Below are 17,503 nucleotides of genomic sequence, written 5' to 3'. Positions count from 1 at the left end.
AGCTGCTTCAACGAAAAGGAGCCACGTGAGCGCGAAAAGTTCTGCACCCACCGATGGTGATACCACCAAATTGGTGATCGTGGAATCCCCGGCCAAGAGCCGTTCCATCGCCAAATTTTTGGGGGACGGCTGGATTGTGGATTCCTCAGTAGGCCACATTCGAGACCTACCTCGGCCCTCTGATTTGCCGACCGACATGAAAAAAGGTCCCTACGGCAAATTCGCGGTGGATACCGATGACGGGTTCGAACCGTACTACGTGGTCGCAGACGACAAGAAAAAGAAAGTCACCGAGCTCCGTAAAGCGCTCAAATCGGCCGACGAACTCTACCTGGCAACAGATGCTGACCGGGAAGGCGAGGCGATTGCCTGGCACCTGCTCGAGGTGCTGAAACCCAAGGTCCCGGTCTACCGCATGACGTTTACCGAAATTACCGAAGAAGGTATTGAGCGCGCGCTCGAAAATATTCGCGAAATCGACACCGACCTCGTCGACGCCCAGGAAACCCGCCGTATTCTGGATCGGCTCTACGGCTATGAGATCTCACCGGTGCTGTGGCGCAAGGTCGGCCCCGGCCTGTCGGCCGGCCGAGTACAATCCGTGGCAACCCGCCTGGTGGTAGAGCGTGAACGTGAACGCATGGCGTTTGTGCCGGCATCGTACTGGGATATCACCGCGAACTTTTTCACCGACGCCGAAGAGTCGTTCGCCGCAAAACTCTCTGCCATCGACGACACACGGGTCGCGACCGGTCGAGACTTTAACGACGACGGTCAGCTCAAACCCAAAGCAGACGTCACCCACATCGACGCGGCATCGGCGCAGTCCTTGGCTGCCGGTTTGGAGAGCGCCGAATTCAAGATCACCTCGCTGGAAGATAAGCCGTACCGCCGTCGACCAGCAGCCCCGTTCACGACATCAACGTTGCAACAGGAAGCATCACGCCGACTGCGCTTTACCTCTCGTGTGACCATGCAGGTCGCCCAGCGGCTGTACGAAAACGGTTACATCACCTATATGCGTACCGACTCGGTGATCCTGTCATCACAGGCCATTTCGGCGGCCCGAAACCAGGCCACCGAACTCTATGGTGGCGACATGGTGCCGGATAAACCGCGCTACTATGCGTCCCGCAACGCCGCCGCACAAGAAGCCCACGAGGCCATCCGTCCATCGGGCGACTACTTTCGGACCCCGTCGAAGGTCAAAAATGCGCTGACCGCCGATGAATTCCGCCTCTACGAACTCATTTGGAAGCGCACCGTCGCCTCCCAAATGATTGACGCCACCGGGTATACCGCGACCGTCAAAGTGGCCGGCACATCGGCCGAAGAAACCCCGCGGGTTGCTGAATTCTCCGCATCGGGGACCGTCATCACGGTGCCGGGGTTTATGAAGGCTTATGAATCGGATCAGAAGTCGGTGCCGGGCGAAAAGAACACTCGCGATGACGCGCGCCTGCCCGATATGGCCGAAGCCCAAATCTTAGAAGCTCGGGATGTTGAAGCTGAGGGGCACGAAACGACCCCGCCGGCACGCTATACCGAAGCCTCGATTGTGGCCGAACTCGAAAAACGCGAAATCGGTCGCCCATCCACCTATGCGCCGACCATCTCTACGATTGTCGACCGTGGTTACGTACGCAAACGCGGCTCAGCACTCGTGCCGTCGTGGACGGCGTTCTCGGTGATCCGACTGCTCGAAGAACACTTCAGCCGGTACGTGGACTACACCTTCACCGCCCGTATGGAAGATGACCTTGACCAGATTGCGGCGGGCCAAATGGACCGTCAAGATTGGTTGTCGGGTTTTTACTTCGGCAGTGAAGAATCGGCTGCGGGGCTCAAGCATACCGTCGAAAACCTCGGCGATATTGATGCGCGAGCCATCAACTCTATTCCGGTGGCTGAAGGTATCACCCTGCGTGTGGGACGATACGGCCCCTATTTGGAACAAGCACTACCTGCCGACGCGCAAGAGGGCACCGACCCGCAGCGCGCCAATGTGCCAGAGGAAATGGCCCCGGATGAACTGACCAGTTCCGTGGCCACCGAAATGATTGAGACCGCCGGGCCTTCAGAACGTTCCTTGGGCACGGATCCAGATACCGGCTACGAGCTGGTGGCCAAAGACGGACGCTATGGCCCATACGTCACCCAAATCATTCCGGAGCTCACCGAAGAACAAATCCAGGCGCATAAGGACGCGCAGCCTGACGAGTACTACAAAAACGGGCGGAAGAAACCGAAGAAGGCCCCGAAGAAGCCGAAGCCCAAAACGGGTTCATTGTTGCAGGGGATGGATATCGCCACGATGACGCTGGACGATGCCCGCAAGATCCTGTCGCTGCCACGCAGTTTAGGCACCGCAGCAGATGGCGAAGAGATCACCGCCCAAAACGGCCGGTTTGGCCCGTATTTGCGCAAGGGATCGGATTCTCGTTCACTGGAATCTGAAGAGCAACTATTCAACATCACCCTGGCACAAGCCGAAGAGATCTACTCGCAACCCAAACAGCGACGCGGTCGCGGCCAAGCGAAGCCGCCGATGGCAGAGTTCGGTAACGACCCGTCCTCGGGCAAAAAGGTGGTCATCAAAGACGGCCGGTTTGGCCCCTATATTACCGACGGCACCACGAACGTGACCGTACCGCGCGGGACTGCGCCCGAACAGGTCACCGAGGGGCACGCCTTCGAATTATTGGCAGAAAAACGGGCCAAAGGTCCAGCTCGGAAAGCGAAGAAGTAACGCATGCGTCTGGGAGTGCTGGACATCGGCTCAAATAGCATCCACCTGCTGTTGGTGGATGCGTTTCCCGGAGCGCGTCCAAACGCGTACGCCGATCACAAACGTCCCATGTCGTTGATCAAGCACCTCGATAATCACGGGGCGATCACCGAAACAGGACAGCGCAACCTGGTCGAGTTCATCGATGGAGCCGTCGCATTTGCCAAAGCGAACGGTGCCGTGGACATGATCAGTTTTTGCACCTCGGCCATCCGTGATGCGACCAACGGCAAACAGGTCCTGGAACGGATTTGGCAAGAAACCGGCGTCCACCTCACCGTCCTCTCGGGCGACCAGGAAGCCGCAATGACCTATTTCGCGGTGCGACGCTGGCACGGCTGGCACGTCGAAAACTTGCTGAACTTTGACATCGGGGGCGGCTCGTTCGAAATGTCATTTGGTACCGACGAATTGCCGAGCAAAGCCGTCTCGGTACCGCTGGGTGCCCAACGGCTAACCAAAGATTTCTTCGATCACCCCGACCCACCAACGAAGAAACAGATCGCTGCACTGTACGACTACATTCATTCGGTGCTCAAAGACTATCGGCAACTGTTCCCCAAAGACCTGCCAGAGAACACCGTGGTCACCGGGACGTCGAAAACATTCCGTTCCCTGGCACGGGTGGCGGGCGCTGCCCCATCCACCGATGGTCTCTTTGTGCCACGCAAACTGCGTCGCAAAGACTTGACCAGATGGAATAAGACGCTAGCCGGCATGTCAGCAAAACAGCGTGCCGAGCTACCGGGCATCTCCGACATTCGGGCTCGTCAGGTGTTAGCCGGCGGCATGGTCGCCCACGCCGCGATGGAACGGTTCAAAGTCAAAAAACTCAAGATTTGCCCCTGGGCGCTACGCGAAGGCCTCATTCTTGGGCGGCTGGATGCCCTGCGCCTCCAAGGCCATGTTGATGAATACGCCGAGAGCCGCTGGGTCGAAGGCGTCGATCTGGCCACCGACGACCAGCGTCCCGGATTTTCACTAGGAGTAGCCGGTGGTTAAGCCAGAGATACCGGTGACGTTATCGTCGTCGTCGATCTTCTCCCTGTCGCCCCAACACGTGTTTCCGATGGCCGAAGACCTCGGCTATGACGGGGTCGAAATCATGGTGACCCAGAACCGGTGGACACATCATCCGTCCAAACTCGATGAACTTTCGCAACGTCACTCGATGCCCATTCATGCCATCCATGCACCCACCCTGCTGTTTACCCAGCAAGTCTGGGGCTCCGCATGGTCCAAGGTGGCACGCAGCGCAGACCTCGCCCGCGAGCTGGGCGCCGAGGTGGTTGTCGTCCATCCACCGTTTCGTTGGCAGGGCTCCTACGCGCGAGACTTTGCCACCGGCATCCGCGACATCATGGAAGCCACCGGCGTCACCATTGCGGTGGAAAACATGTACCCGTGGCGGGTGCGCGGCCAGGAAATCGTGATGTATTTGCCACACCATGACCCCATCCCACAAGATTACGACCACATCACCTGGGACTTCTCCCACGCGGCCACCTCAAAAATCGATTCGTTGGCCGCCATCAAATTGCTGGGTTCACGGCTGAAACACGTCCACCTGACCGACGGGTCGGGTTCGGGTGCTGATGAACACCGGTTACCCGGCCACGGGCACCAACGCGTCGTCGAATCGTTACACCACATCGCAGCCAGCGATTATGACGGTGCAGTCTGCGTCGAAGTGTCGACGCGCGGTAAACAGTACCCGGGACATCGTGAAGAAATGCTCGCCGAATCCCTGGAATTTGCCCGCCGCCACCTCAGCCGCGACCCCGAACATCAAGGAGCGTAATGCACATCAGTTTTATCGGTTTAGGACACCTGAACTCCGCGATTCTGGCGGGCCTATTGGCCGGCGGATACGATCGCGAGCACATCACGGCCACCACGCATTCGGTTGCTTCTGCTGCCGCCCGTCGTGCTGAATTTGGGATCGATGTGATCGCGACCGAGCAGGATCCGCAAGCCAATAATGCTGCCGTAGCCAATGCAGAGATCGTCGTGTTGGGGGTCAAGCCGCCCCAGATGGTCGAAACTGCCCGCGGGCTTGCCGCGGCGTTGCGACCCGATGCCACCGTCGTCTCGGTTGCTGCTGGTACCACGCTGGCCTCCTTGACCGCAGCACTGCCCAAGGGCCAACCGGTGGTCCGCACCATGCCCAACGTAGCGCTGACCGTGGGCAAGGGCGTAGTGGGGATGGCACGCGGCGCCACGGTCACCGATGCACAAGTGTCCCAGGTCGACTCGGTCTTCGCGGGCTCCGGCACCGTATTTCACGTCGAAGAAGACCAGCTCAACGCGCTGGCAGCCATGGCCGGGTCTGGCCCCGGCTATGTGTTCCGGTTTGTGAACTCCTTGGCCAATGCCGGCACCGACCTGGGCCTCGATGCAGCCACGGCGCAAGAACTTGCCCGGCTCACCGTCGTGGGCGCGGGCACTATGTTGGAACTGCCGGATGCTGATCCGAGCGCACTCGAAAACTCTATTGCCACCCCCGGCGGCACAACCGAAGCAGCCCTGAAATCCTTGGATGCCGGTGGTTTCAACCAGATCATGGTCGAGGCACTGCAAGCCAATGTGGCCCGCTCCGAAGCACTGGGCGCCTAACGCTGCAGCTCGGCTAAGGCAGCTTGCGCCGCATTGTAGCCGGCCATGCCGTGCGCCCCGGCGCCCGGGGGAGTAGCCGCCGAACACAGATAGGCCCCGGGCACACCCAACGAATACGGATTGATCGCCGGACGGGGCCGAAATAGCAACTGGTCGAAGGCATTCGCACCGGTGACGATATCTCCGCCAACAAAATTCGGGTTCTGCGCTTCGAGTTCCAGCGTCGTTCGGGAGCTGTGTGCGACGATGCGGTCGCGCACACCGGGTGCGAATCGTTCAAGCTGTTGCACGATCACCTCGGTGGCATCGTGTGGATACCCTGCCGGCACGTGAGCATAGGCATCCACCGGATGGATGCCGTTGTTGACACGTGACTCATCCGCAACCGATTGTTGCCCCACCAGTACAAACGGGTTGCGGGGCATGATGCCTGTGGTGATCTGGCGCTCCACAAAGGCGACCTCGGAAGACGATCCGCCGACATGGACGGTGCCTGCGCGTCGAGCGGGCTTATACGTCCACGGAATGCCGCCCTCAACTGCCAGACTGACCGTTGCAGCACCTGGGCCGTGACGAAACGAACGCAAACGATGCTCGATAGCCCCGGGGATCACTGGCGCCATGAGCTGTGCTGCAGCCTTCGGCGCGGTATTGAGCATGACGATATCGGCCTCGGGCAGCTCTTGCACAGACTTGATATGGGTGTTGGTGACGATTTTGCCCCCGTGCGCGTGCAGTGCGTCCACCATGGCGTTGATGATTGCGGCCGAACCGCCTTTGGCCACCGGCCAACCATACGCGTGCCCTGCGGTTGTCAGCGCTACACCGATCGCGGCGGAACCAAACGAGTCCAGCGGTCGAAACGCGTGTGCGGCCACACCCGCAAAAAGTGCCTTTGCCCGATCCGTTCGCATCAGCCCGGCCAACAAGTTTGCGGGCAGGCCCGCTCGGAACCCGAAATTTGCAAAGGCCAGCGGTGCACTAGGGATACGCAGCATGGGTTGTAGAAAATCCCGAGTGATTTTCGGAAACTGGTTGGTGAGCGACCCAAAAATACGCTGCCACGAGGCATCGTCTACGCCCCGGGTGGTCTCGTCCACGCTCCGATAGGCAGCTGCTCCGTCACCATTGTCTAACGGGTGTGCGTATTGCACCTCGGGCCAAGCCCATTCCAACCCGTAGTCGGACAACTGGGCAAAAGTGGCAAACGCATTGTCGACCGCGAGGGGATGGAATCCGGAGCAGTGATCGTGGAGTAACCCCGGCACCGTCGATTCGCCAGAGCGAGCCCCGCCACCCGGAGTGTCGCAGGATTCATAAACCGTCACGGTTACCCCGGCCTTGGCCAGAGTCAGTGCGGCCGCTAAACCATTGGGCCCGGAGCCCACCACCACGGCGTTTACCATGTCAGACCAGCTTTTCTGTCGGAGTACTCGTCGCCATTATATGCGCTTGGCAAATTCATCGACCTGGTCGGTTGGTCCCGCGACAATCATGTTTTGTCCCTCGACCAGCTGTGTGGCGGGAAAGACATTTTGAAACTCATTGTCACGTTCCACAGCGACCACGGTGACGCCGAAGCGATCTTTCAGACGCAGATCGCGCAGCGGTTTTCCCGCCAGTGCTGCCGGTGACGAGATATTGGCCAGCGCATATCCGGGTGAGAATTCGGTGAAGTTTCGCATCGTGCCCGCCAGCAGATGCGCGGTCCGCTCTCCAGCGTCCTGTTCCGGAAAGATCACCTGACTGGCACCAATACGCGTCAAAATAGTGCCGTGCGCTCGAGTGATCGCTTTGGCCCAAATGGTTTGCACTCCCAAATCGACCAGATTGGCCACCGTGAGCACCGAATTTTCAATTGAGGTGCCAATACCGACCACGGCAACCTCGAATTGACCGGCACCCAACTGTTCCAGGGCTGCAATATCGGTGGCATCGGCTTGCACCACGGAGGTGAATTCGCCGGAGTAGCGTTGTACTATCGCACGGTCTTGTTCAACGGCCATCAAGTCCTGACCTGATTCGGTGAGCTCTTGCGCCAGGGCGGTGCCAAACCGTCCCAGTCCAATAACTAATACTGGGGAATCCGAATGTTTAACCAATGATGGGCCTTTCCGTTGCGTGACGATACAGAGTGGGTTTGTGACGTGCCGCGAGGCCTGCAGCAAACGTGATGGGACCAACGCGACCAATGAACATCAGCACAATGAGAATCCACTGCCCAGCCGGCGGGGCATCGTGCGTGAGCCCATTGGTCAAGCCTACGGTGCCGAACGCCGAAAGGGCCTCAAATACGGTGGACTCCAAGTCCTCACCGGTCACTGCGATCAAGGCAATGACTGCGGTGAGCACGACAAATGCACCCCCGGCGACCACCGCAACGGCCACGCGAACTGTGCTATTTGGGATCTCTCGACGGTGGACGCGAATGTGCTCGTCACCTCGAACCTCGGCCACAATAGCCAAGACGAGGACCGCCAGCGTGGTGACTTTGATGCCGCCAGCGGTTGACCCGGACCCGCCCCCAATAAACATCAGGACATTGGTCACCAACAGTGACTGCTCAGTCTGGTCCGTGATGTCGAACGTGCTGAACCCACCCGAGCGAGTCATCGATGAGGCAAAGAGTGCGTTGTGGAGTTTGTCTCCGGTATGCATTGGCCCCAGGGTGTCGGGGTTGTTCCATTCGAAGATCACCATCAGGATCATGCCGAGCAGTAGCAAAAAGATCGTGACTTCCAGGGTAAGCCGGGTGTGAAGATTCATGCGGCTTTTGTGAAATACCATCCGGTAGAGCATGTACACCACAGGAAAACCTAGGGCGCCAGCAAATGCCCCGACGTGGATGGTGGACATGATCAGCGGGTGGCCCAGCATCTCAGGAGAGAGGCTGAACCCGGCGTTGGAAAATGCCGAGATCGCGTAAAAAATCGCGTGAAAACTGCCCTCGCCCCACCCCAAGGCAGCGCTGAGTACCGGCAACATAACCGCAGCCAGAACGACTTCGATGGTGAGGGTGAAGACCACCACGGTGATCAGCAGTGACGGGACTTCGCCCATTCCTGACACGCCCATCGACTCGGTCGATAGCATCTTGGAACGCAGCGCCAAGCGTCGGGACAGCAACATGGTCAACCATGCACCGAGTGTCACAATCCCCAGTCCGCCCAGCTGGATCGCGATCAGAATGATGAGCTGGCCGGTGAATGAAAAATAGTCGAGCGGCAGCGATGTTAAACCGGTGACGGTGACCGCCGACGTGGCCGTGACCGCCGCATCAACCAGGGGCGTCATCGTGCGTTCTGCCGACGAAAAGGGGAGGGAGAGCAGTACGGTAAATACCGCGATGGCCAGGACGAACATGGATGCGGCGGAACGGGCCGGTCTGGCAATGAGTGCCCTTGATATTTTGCGCATCATCGGGACTCCACCACCATGGTGGAGTCGAGCTCCTGCGCTAGACCGTTGCCGTTTCATTGCTCCCATCTTCCTCCTTTCACGTGAACATCACCAGTATTGTTGGGTCGTGGCGTCGCGTGAATGCGTCATAAACGTCGCGTTGGGCCACTTTTGGGGCGCAACGTCCTACGCTAGTCGGTGATGGAAAACACAGCTGAACTTCGTACTGCACTGGTGTGGGATGAGGCGTTTCTGAACTATCGCTTCTCAGATACCCACCCCATGAATCCGGTGCGTCTGAAACTGACGCATCGGTTAGCGAAATCGCTGGGTGTGTTGGACCCACAGGTGCTGGCGCGCATTGCTCCACCGGTGGCCACCGACGCAGAATTAGCGACCATTCACTCCATTGAGTACATTGCTCAAGTCAAAGCAGCATCATCGGATGCCTCTTCGCAGGACGCTGCCACGCTGGCCAACATTGCTGACGTCTATGAGGCTGTCGGACTGGGCACCGAAGATTGTCCCGTATTCGCCGACCTGCACGACTCCTCGGCCCGTATTGCTGGGGGATCGCTTGCAGCAGCCAAAGCCATCTGGGCTGGCGAAGTGGACCGGGCCGTCAATTTTGCCGGTGGTATGCATCATGCACAGCGGTCTGCGGCATCCGGGTTCTGTATTTACAACGATGCTGCAATAGCTATCCAATACATGCTGGATCAGGGTGCAGAACGGGTCGCCTATGTGGATGTTGATGCCCACCATGGTGACGGGGTCGAACAAGCGTTCTACAACGACCCGCGGGTGTTGACCATTTCGATCCATGAAACCGGGCTCCTGCTGTTTCCGGGCACCGGATTTGCCAAAGACATTGGCGGCCCTCAGGCCGAAGGGTATGCGGTCAACGTCGCCGTGCCAGCTTCCGTCGGTGATGCGGGCTTTCTGCGCGCCGTACACGCCGTGGTCCCACAACTCCTGCGAGCCTATGCACCAGAAGTGTTGGTAACTCAACACGGGGCCGACGGCCACCGTCACGACCCGCTGGCCGACCTGAACCTCTCGGTCGATGGCCAACGCCAGCTGATGCTCGACGCCTCGGATTGGTCACACGATTTCGCTGGTGGAAAATGGCTAGCCCTCGGGGGAGGCGGATACAGCCCGATGAAAGTCGTGCCCCGTGCTTGGGCACACCTCATCGCTATCGCGGCCGACACGCCCATCCCGTTAAAAACTGAGATCCCTGAAGAATGGCGCCAACTGGCCGCAACAGAACTCGGCCTGCCCGACGCGAGCGACGTCGTGAAGACGATGTCCGACGGCGCAGACGTCTGGTGGCGCTCGTGGGAAGTCGGGTATGATCCGGCAGATTCCACCGACCAGTCGATCATGGCAACCCGCAAGGCGGTGTTCCCATTTCACGGATTAGATCCGTGGTTCGACTAGCTAAGCCTTGAAATCTCTTGCGTAAGCTATTATTAATGTAATGGTGGTTGCCGCCTACTTTCTGAACTTCCCCTCAGGCGTAGAAACACCGACCTAAGAGGGAACGTTAAAGGAGTATTAAACGTGGCGGAGAATTTCGCAAATGCCAAATTCATGACGGTCACCGAAGTTGCCGGCATGATGCGTGTATCGCGTATGACCGTATACCGGATGATCCACGCTGGCGACTTACCCGCTGTGCGATTTGGGCGCTCCTATCGTGTCCCGTTGGAGGCAGTAGAAGCCATCGTCACTGACACCGACGTCGCGACTGGCACCGACGAATAGCCGAAACTTTTTTCACCGCACAAACCGCCTTTTCTTGAGGCGGTTTTGTCTTTGGGTAGGACGAGAAGAGACAACATGGATATCAAACTGCTCACCAAGCCCGAGTGCCACCTTTGCGCTGCCGCCAAAGCAACCATGGACGAAGTCACCAGCGAATACGGTGTCGACTGGCAAGAAATTTCGACGACACAGCATCCACAACTGGCCGAACAGTTCGCCGAAGAGATCCCGGTGTTGTTTATCGACGACCGGCAACGCGATTTCTGGGTCATCGATGCCAGCCGGTTACGTCGCATGATTGAAACCGGCTTGGAGACATGACCCAACAACCCGCGAGCAAGAAACTCTCCGGACGCACACTGTCCCGGCTGCCCCAATACCTGCACTACTTAGAGACACTGCACGCCCAAGGCCTCGGCTACGTCACCTCTGCACAGCTGGCCACCGCCCTGGGATGTTCGGATGCGCTGACGCGCAAAGATGTTGCTGCCCTTGGACACAGCGGCCGCTCGGGCCAGGGCTACTCGGTCGAAGCCCTGCGCTATACCATCGCTCGCATATTGGGTGTGACCAGCGGTCGACGCGTCCTACTGGTCGGCGCCGGAAACCTTGGGGCCGCACTGATGTCCTACGAGGGATTTGCAGAGCGCGGCATGAACATCACCGCCGTAGCGGATAACGATCCCACCAAGATCGGTCAGCGTTACGGCGGGTATACGATTTTGGATATACACGACATCGGCACCGACCACGATATGGAACTGGCCATCGTGACGGTGCCGGGTGAGGTCGCCCAAGACGTAACCGATCTACTGGTCAACGCCGGGATTACCGGGATATTAAATTTTGCGCCCCGGCGACTGCACGTGCCGGAACATGTCCATGTGCAAACCGTCGATCTATCCGCCGAGCTGCAGATTTTAGCGTTTCAGCGTGACGGTGCTTGAGGGTACATTTTCTTGGCGGCCTTCTGCCAAGCTTTCTGACGGTAGTACTCGGTGGAAGCCGGCAGCCATGCGTAGACGATTCCCACAATGCCAAGGATGATGGCCAGCCCCGAGAAGACGCCGGCCAATGCGCTGACGAATGTGATGTTCAGTAGGGACAGGACCGCAAAGATCGTGCCCAAAATACGCATCGAACGCCAGCCGTTGCGAATCCCCAGAGCTACGAGGACGTAAGCAACCAAGAAAATCACGGCTTGGCCGATCATCGCGGCAGTCATCATGGGCGAGTTGAGATAGCCCTCGATGCTGTCGAATGGCATTGTGTCCATCATGGGGCCCAGCATGGACTCCATCATGTCGATATCCTGAGGGCCCATCCCGCGGTTCGGTAGGGCAGCGACGATCAACTGCGCAATGAGATACGAAATCCCTGCGGCAATGATCGACCAGAACGAAATGTCGACGACCTTTGGCCGGGACGGTTCCTTCGCCATTTCCGGTTGCAACTGTGGCCCACCGAATGGCTGACCAGGCTGACCCGGCTGCCCATATGGTGCACCGTATGGTTGCTGGGGGCCGGGCTGCTGTTGGAAACCAGGTTGATAGCCGGGCTGCTGTTGACTTGGTGGCGGTGGATAGGCCCCGCCCTGTGGCCCGTATTCAGACGCGGCCTGTGCTCCTTGGGGACCATATTCGGATGCAGACTGTCTTGGCTGGAACCTTTCCTGGTGTGCGGCCAGCTCATCGCCGGTCAGGCGCACGCCATAGTGCGGATTCTCAGGTGGCTTCTTTTCGTCCATGACAAGCCTTTCGGTAGATGCTTTCTTCTATCCTAACGAGTCCACCGGCACGGGTTTGTCATCGGTGACGACAAAAATTCTTGTCCGGTAGCTTAAGCACTCGGCAGGGCCTCATCTTCAGTCATGGTGTGAGTGAACTTTGTGCAAAAATACAGTGTATGACAGTTAGCGTTCACTTGGTTCGCCACGGCGAAGTATTCAACCCCGACAAGGTGCTCTACGGCAGGCTGCCCGGTTTCGGTCTGTCCTCGCTGGGCCTCCAAATGGCTCAAGAGCTCGCCGACGGATGGCAAGAGACCCCGACGATGTTGGTGACCTCGCCCCTGCAACGTGCCCAGGAAACCATCACGCCGCTGGCCAAAAAATTTCAGCTCCCGGTGCGCACAGACAAACGCGTGCTTGAGGCCGGCAATAGCTTCGAAGGCCTGTCGAATATGCGACGCCAACTGCGCAACCCGAAATATTGGCCACGCGTGCTCAACCCGTGGCGTCCGTCCTGGGGCGAGCCCTATGTCCACCAGGCAGCCCGGATGGCCGCCGCAATCCAAGACCTGCGCGATGACCTGATGCGAAACTATGGATCCGGTGCATCGGCCGTCGTCGTGTCGCACCAACTACCCATCTGGGTGACCAGACTGTCAGCAGAAGACAAACCCTTGGCACACGATCCACGCCGTCGACAATGCTCGCTGGCCTCGGTCACGAGCTTCGAATTCGCCCCTGGCCATCGCAAACCAACCGTGCACTACAGCGAACCGGTCAAACACCTGAGCAACCAAGCGGCAGCCCTTCCGGGCGCGTAAACACTCAGGATCTACTCAGTTACCGGAATTAGACTCTAGCGCGGTATTTGAAAGGGAACATTCGTGAGGAACAAGACTACACGCGCACTGATTGGCCTAGCCATTGCGGGGGCCGGGCTGCTGACAGCGTGTTCAGGTGACGACCCACTGGCTGCCCAAGCCGGCAACTCTGGCGGCAAAAATTACATCGCCGGTGACGGATCGGTCATGGAAGTTGCCGAGAGCGAACGGGGTGCAGCCGTCGAATTTTCTGGTGACACCTTCGAAGGCGAAACCATTTCCGGTGAAACCCTCGATGGACCCGCGCTGGTGAATTTTTGGTACGCAGCCTGCGCACCCTGTCGCGTGGAAGCCCCCCACCTGGTCGACCTGAGTCAGGAATTTGATGACGAGGTCGATTTTTTTGGCGTCAACGTCCGCGATGGCGCTGACACAGCAGCAGCCTTCGAGCGCAACTTCGGGATCGAGTACCCCTCCATTGAAGGTCGGGACGGCCAGGTCTTGTTGCAATTCGCAGACTACGTGCCACCCCAGGCGGTCCCAACCACCCTGATTCTCGATGATGAAGGCCGAGTAGCTGCCCGCGTGCTGGGCGCCGTCGAACACTCGACGTTACAGTCCTTGCTCAACGGTGTGGTGGATGAATGAATAATCCCTTCGCCGAGATCGCCCTCGACGGGTCCATGTGGCTAGCAATGCCGATCGCAGCGCTAGCCGGACTCGTCTCCTTTTTGTCACCGTGCGTTCTCCCGCTCGCGCCGGGATACCTCGGCTATGTCTCAGGGCTGTCCGGCGCCAGCGTCGAAGACACTAAGCGCGGCCGCATGCTCGCCGGCACCTCATTGTTCGTGCTGGGTTTCACTATCGTCTTTGTCACCGCGGGCCTGTTACTGTCCCGCGTTTTCATCTGGTTAAAAGGTGACGGCCAATGGCTCACCCAGGTCTTGGGTCTCATCGTCATCGTGATGGGGATCGTGTTTATGGGCGGTCTGTCGTTTTTCCAACGCGACAGAAAAATTGAATACAAACCCAATGCGGGACTGTGGGGAGCGCCGCTGCTCGGCATGATCTTCGGGCTCGGTTGGGCGCCATGCATCGGCCCGACGATGGCAGCCGTGATCGCCATGTCGACCGCCGGTTCGGACAACATGTGGCGCGGCGGCATTTTGGCCGTGGTCTACTCGCTGGGCCTCGGTGTGCCATTCATCCTGCTGGCACTCGGCTTCTCTAGCGGCATGAAACGACTCGCATTTTTCCGTACCCACCGCCTGTTCATCATGCGTGCCGGGGGTATCCTGCTGATCCTGCTCGGACTGGCTATGGCCACCGGGCTGTGGACTGACTGGACCAACCAGCTACAAGGCTGGTTTGCCAATGAGGTGACACTTCCAATTTGAGTACCAAACAACCTACCCTGCCAAAGCTCGGCTTTGTCGGCACCATGCGGTTCATCTGGACACAACTGACCAGTATGCGCACCGCGTTGATGCTGCTGTTGCTGTTGGCAGTTGCCGCAGTACCTGGCTCCCTGTTCCCACAGCGCCGCGCCGGGGCCGATATCGTCGAAACCTGGATCGACGATAACCCCACCATTGGGCCCATCCTGGACTTTTTGGGGATGTTCGACGTCTACTCATCGGTATGGTTCTCCGCCATTTACTTGATGCTATTCGTCTCCCTGGTGGGTTGTTTGTGGCCGCGCGGCCGTCAGCACCTCAAAACACTGCGCCAGCCACCGGCACGGACGCCCCGAAACCTCAAACGGCTGCCAGAGTATGGCCAACTCGTGCTGGAAAGCGACGGGCCAACACCCAAAGAGGCCCTGGTCGATGCCGAAAAAATCCTCAAGAAATCGGGATACCGCACCGAACTGCGTGACGGCTCTGTTGGTGCTGAGCGCGGGTACTTCCGCGAAGTCGGCAATATTCTCTTCCACTTCGGTCTTTTGGGCGTGATCGTCTTTATGGGGATCGGCGGCCTCTTTAAATACGAGGGCCAAAAGATCATCGTCGAAGGTGACGGCTTCGCCAACAACCTCGTCTCCTATGACTCGTTTACTCCCGGGACCGCATTCTCCGAAGACCGGCTGTCCCCGTTTTCGATTCAACTCGACGACTTCGACGTCGTCTACGACCGCGAATCCGAAACCCATTACGGCCAAGCCCTGGACTACACCGCAGCCATGCAGGTCACCCCTGGACCCGGTGAAGAAACCTACCAGGACGCCATCAAGGTCAACGACCCGCTGACTATCGACGGAGTCCGCATCTTTCTAGTTGGTAACGGGTACGCTCCAAATATCACCGTGCGCGACGGGAACGATGACATCGCCTACTCGGGTCCCGTCATCGCCCAAATCCAAGATCCCAACACCAACAGCTCACTCGTCGTCCTCAAGGCTCCTGACGCCAAGCCCGAACAACTTGGTTTTGTGGGCATGTTCCTGCCGACCTCCTATACCGGTGACGACGGTGTCGCCGTCTCGATCGATCCCGATGCGTTTAACCCCGAGCTGATTCTGAACTCCTATTACGGCGACCTTGGTCTTGACGACGGGACACCACAAAACGTCTACGTGCTTGATACCGACCGGATGACTGAGCTGAACTCACGGAACAACGACGCCGGCGGCATCACCCTGGGCGTCGGCGACACCCATGAGCTACCCGACGACATGGGTTCCATCACGTTTGACTCCTGGGACCGTTATGTCGGACTCGACATACACTATGACCCATCCAAATGGGGCGTCGGGTTCTTCTCGGCACTCGCCCTGGTCGCACTGGTGATGTCGCTCTACATTCGTCGTCGCCGTGCCTGGGTCAAAGCCACGGAGCAAGATGGCCGTACCGTGATCGAATACGGTCTCCTTGCCCGCGGCGAGGCCTTTGGTCTGCGCGATGAAAACATCAAACTTCGTCAATCGTTTGACACCACTTGGCCGGTCATCCCGCCAAACACTTCGGAGGATACATGACACCCGTTAATGAAACGCTGGCCCAGTACAGCGAACTGTTCATGCTCATTGCAGCACTGATCTATCTGGTTGCCTTCTTCTTTTTCTCCTGGGATATGGCAACCGCATCCCGGTCGATTCGAAACCTGGAAGCCGAACTCGAAACCGAAAAGTCCAAAGAACTGGTCGGGGCTTCCGGACCGCCCGTTGAAGAACGCGTTGAGGCCCCACACCTGGTCTCTGATGACATGGAATATACGGGTGGCATCAAACGCCCGGCCGCGAACATCGGCGTGGCCATCTTCGTGCTCGCCATGCTGGCTCACGCCTTTGCTGTCGTTGCCCGTGCCGTCGCCGCATCCCGCGCACCGTGGGGCAACCTGTATGAGTTCATGACCTCCGGCGCGCTCGTCATCTCGCTGGTATACCTGGTGTTCTTGCTGCGCAAAGACCTGCGGTTCGTAGGTACCTTCATCTCCGGCGTGGTGCTGTTGATGATGATCGGTGCGACCATTGGTTTCCCAACGCCGGTGGGTAACGTCCAACCGGCACTACAGTCTTGGTGGTTGATTACCCACGTCTCCGTGGCCGTCGTCGCCTCGGGCATCTTCGCGCTGACCTTCTCGATGTCCGTGTTGCAGCTATTCAAACAGCGTGCTGAAAAACGCGGTGCGCCGACCGGCTTTATGCGCCTGGTGCCGTCAGCATCTGCCTTGGAAAACTGGTCCTATCGCCTCAATGCCATTGGCTTCGTGATGTGGACCTTCACCCTGATTGCGGGCGCTATTTGGGCAGAACAAGCCTGGGGACGCTACTGGAACTGGGATGCGAAAGAAGTCTGGACCTTCGTCATCTGGGTGATCTATGCGGGCTATCTGCACGCACGGGCCACCCGCGGTTGGACAGGCACCCGCTCGGCCTGGTTGAACATCATTGGGTTCCTCGCCCTAGTGTTCAACTACACGATCGTGAACTTGTACTTCCCCTCGCTGCACTCTTACGCCGGGTTCTGATCCTCGTCAGAGTTGTCCGAGTTTGAGTCGGAATCGGAATCCTCATCGAGGTCTTGTTCGCGACGACGAAGTTCCTCCTCACGTTTTCTCAGTTCTTCAGCTTTACGACGCTGAGCGCGTTGAATATCGAGTGAACGGAGGAACTCGTCGTCATCGTCAGGAGTTGCCGGTCGTTGCGGGCCGGATGCCTTTTTGAAACCCTGGACCGTCGAAGCCAGATACGCATTCTCGTTACCAAACAACAGCCACAGCACACCACCGATAAGCGGGACAAGAATAATGACCACGATCCACACGCCCTTGGGCATGATGCGAATCCGATCCGATGATGTGGAGATCGTCTCAATCAGCGCATAGATCATGACGCCGAGAGCAACGATAATGAGTGGAATTAACAAACGTGGCATAGGC

Annotated in this window: 18 protein-coding genes; 13 read left to right on the top strand and 5 right to left on the bottom strand. The window is 58.5% G+C overall.

All coding sequences use genetic code 11. The annotated features are described in order from the left end of the window. Window positions 1–25 precede the first annotated feature (25 nt). From topA to proC, 4 genes are read left to right on the top strand one after another with little or no spacing between them, the layout of a single operon-like run. On the top strand, window positions 26–2,749 hold the full coding sequence (topA, locus tag ACYVJT_RS02400) for a type I DNA topoisomerase (protein ID WP_343958109.1): 2,724 nt from the start codon (window positions 26–28) through the stop codon (window positions 2,747–2,749). A gap of 3 nt (window positions 2,750–2,752) precedes the next feature. Continuing rightward, window positions 2,753–3,790 carry a Ppx/GppA family phosphatase gene (locus ACYVJT_RS02395; protein WP_343958107.1) on the top strand — a complete coding sequence of 346 codons (1,038 nt, stop codon included), beginning with the start codon at window positions 2,753–2,755 and terminating at the stop codon, window positions 3,788–3,790. Next, the gene (locus tag ACYVJT_RS02390) at window positions 3,783–4,589 is read left to right on the top strand and encodes a sugar phosphate isomerase/epimerase family protein (protein WP_343958105.1); all 807 of its coding nucleotides are present in this window, start codon (window positions 3,783–3,785) and stop codon (window positions 4,587–4,589) included. Before ACYVJT_RS02395 ends, ACYVJT_RS02390 begins: the two co-directional genes overlap by 8 nt. After that, window positions 4,589–5,404, top strand: coding sequence for a pyrroline-5-carboxylate reductase (proC, locus tag ACYVJT_RS02385; RefSeq protein WP_343958103.1), 816 nt, complete (start codon window positions 4,589–4,591; stop codon window positions 5,402–5,404). The genes ACYVJT_RS02390 and proC overlap by 1 nt, the downstream gene beginning before the upstream one ends. Here proC and ACYVJT_RS02380 read toward each other — a convergent pair. Genes ACYVJT_RS02380 through ACYVJT_RS02370 form a run of 3 tightly spaced genes read right to left on the bottom strand, consistent with a single transcriptional unit; the run spans window position 5,401 to window position 8,824 of the window. Then, window positions 5,401–6,810 carry a phytoene desaturase family protein gene (locus ACYVJT_RS02380; protein WP_343958101.1) on the bottom strand — a complete coding sequence of 470 codons (1,410 nt, stop codon included), beginning with the start codon at window positions 6,808–6,810 and terminating at the stop codon, window positions 5,401–5,403. The genes proC and ACYVJT_RS02380 overlap by 4 nt on opposite strands. A gap of 36 nt (window positions 6,811–6,846) precedes the next feature. Then, window positions 6,847–7,506: a potassium channel family protein gene (locus tag ACYVJT_RS02375; protein ID WP_343958099.1), complete on the bottom strand. Its 660-nt coding sequence runs from the start codon at window positions 7,504–7,506 to the stop codon at window positions 6,847–6,849. Beyond that, window positions 7,499–8,824, bottom strand: a complete 1,326-nt coding sequence (locus ACYVJT_RS02370) for a TrkH family potassium uptake protein (RefSeq protein WP_343958097.1) — start codon at window positions 8,822–8,824, stop codon at window positions 7,499–7,501. The genes ACYVJT_RS02375 and ACYVJT_RS02370 overlap by 8 nt, the downstream gene beginning before the upstream one ends. 180 nt (window positions 8,825–9,004) lie before the next feature. On the opposite strand from ACYVJT_RS02370, the gene ACYVJT_RS02365 reads away from it, so the two are divergent. The 4 genes from ACYVJT_RS02365 (at window position 9,005) to ACYVJT_RS02350 (ending at window position 11,520) form a co-directional block, all read left to right on the top strand. Beyond that, on the top strand, window positions 9,005–10,246 hold the full coding sequence (locus tag ACYVJT_RS02365; protein WP_343958095.1) for an acetoin utilization protein AcuC: 1,242 nt from the start codon (window positions 9,005–9,007) through the stop codon (window positions 10,244–10,246). Between the two features lie 153 nt (window positions 10,247–10,399). Next, window positions 10,400–10,573: a helix-turn-helix domain-containing protein gene (locus ACYVJT_RS02360; RefSeq protein ID WP_343958286.1), complete on the top strand. Its 174-nt coding sequence runs from the start codon at window positions 10,400–10,402 to the stop codon at window positions 10,571–10,573. 75 nt (window positions 10,574–10,648) lie between these two features. Further along, complete coding sequence (locus ACYVJT_RS02355) at window positions 10,649–10,894, top strand: glutaredoxin family protein (RefSeq protein ID WP_343958093.1); 246 nt, start codon at window positions 10,649–10,651, stop codon at window positions 10,892–10,894. Continuing rightward, entirely contained in the window at window positions 10,891–11,520 is a 630-nt protein-coding gene (locus ACYVJT_RS02350) for a redox-sensing transcriptional repressor Rex (protein ID WP_343958091.1), read from the top strand. Before ACYVJT_RS02355 ends, ACYVJT_RS02350 begins: the two co-directional genes overlap by 4 nt. Here the strand turns inward: ACYVJT_RS02350 and ACYVJT_RS02345 are convergent. Further along, window positions 11,502–12,320: a hypothetical protein gene (locus tag ACYVJT_RS02345; protein ID WP_343958089.1), complete on the bottom strand. Its 819-nt coding sequence runs from the start codon at window positions 12,318–12,320 to the stop codon at window positions 11,502–11,504. The genes ACYVJT_RS02350 and ACYVJT_RS02345 overlap by 19 nt on opposite strands. A gap of 158 nt (window positions 12,321–12,478) precedes the next feature. Here ACYVJT_RS02345 and ACYVJT_RS02340 point away from each other — a divergent pair, with 158 nt between their 5' ends. The 5 genes from ACYVJT_RS02340 (at window position 12,479) to ccsB (ending at window position 17,092) form a co-directional block, all read left to right on the top strand. Then, a complete protein-coding gene (locus ACYVJT_RS02340) occupies window positions 12,479–13,123 on the top strand; it encodes a histidine phosphatase family protein (protein ID WP_343958087.1) in 645 nt (214 codons plus the stop codon). A gap of 63 nt (window positions 13,124–13,186) precedes the next feature. Next, on the top strand, window positions 13,187–13,771 hold the full coding sequence (locus ACYVJT_RS02335; protein ID WP_343958085.1) for a TlpA family protein disulfide reductase: 585 nt from the start codon (window positions 13,187–13,189) through the stop codon (window positions 13,769–13,771). Next, window positions 13,768–14,520 carry a cytochrome c biogenesis CcdA family protein gene (locus ACYVJT_RS02330; RefSeq protein WP_343958083.1) on the top strand — a complete coding sequence of 251 codons (753 nt, stop codon included), beginning with the start codon at window positions 13,768–13,770 and terminating at the stop codon, window positions 14,518–14,520. The genes ACYVJT_RS02335 and ACYVJT_RS02330 overlap by 4 nt, the downstream gene beginning before the upstream one ends. Further along, window positions 14,517–16,100: a cytochrome c biogenesis protein ResB gene (resB, locus tag ACYVJT_RS02325; protein ID WP_343958081.1), complete on the top strand. Its 1,584-nt coding sequence runs from the start codon at window positions 14,517–14,519 to the stop codon at window positions 16,098–16,100. The genes ACYVJT_RS02330 and resB overlap by 4 nt, the downstream gene beginning before the upstream one ends. After that, window positions 16,097–17,092 carry a c-type cytochrome biogenesis protein CcsB gene (gene ccsB / locus ACYVJT_RS02320; RefSeq protein ID WP_343958079.1) on the top strand — a complete coding sequence of 332 codons (996 nt, stop codon included), beginning with the start codon at window positions 16,097–16,099 and terminating at the stop codon, window positions 17,090–17,092. Before resB ends, ccsB begins: the two co-directional genes overlap by 4 nt. Here ccsB and ACYVJT_RS02315 read toward each other — a convergent pair. After that, a complete protein-coding gene (locus ACYVJT_RS02315) occupies window positions 17,077–17,499 on the bottom strand; it encodes a PLDc N-terminal domain-containing protein (protein ID WP_343958077.1) in 423 nt (140 codons plus the stop codon). The two genes, ccsB and ACYVJT_RS02315, sit on opposite strands and share 16 nt — an antisense overlap. Window positions 17,500–17,503 lie beyond the last annotated feature (4 nt).

It is taken from the genome of Yaniella soli (assembly GCF_054782375.1).
Note: the sequence above shows the minus strand (reverse complement) of the source record. Positions and strands in the feature narration are given on the sequence as shown.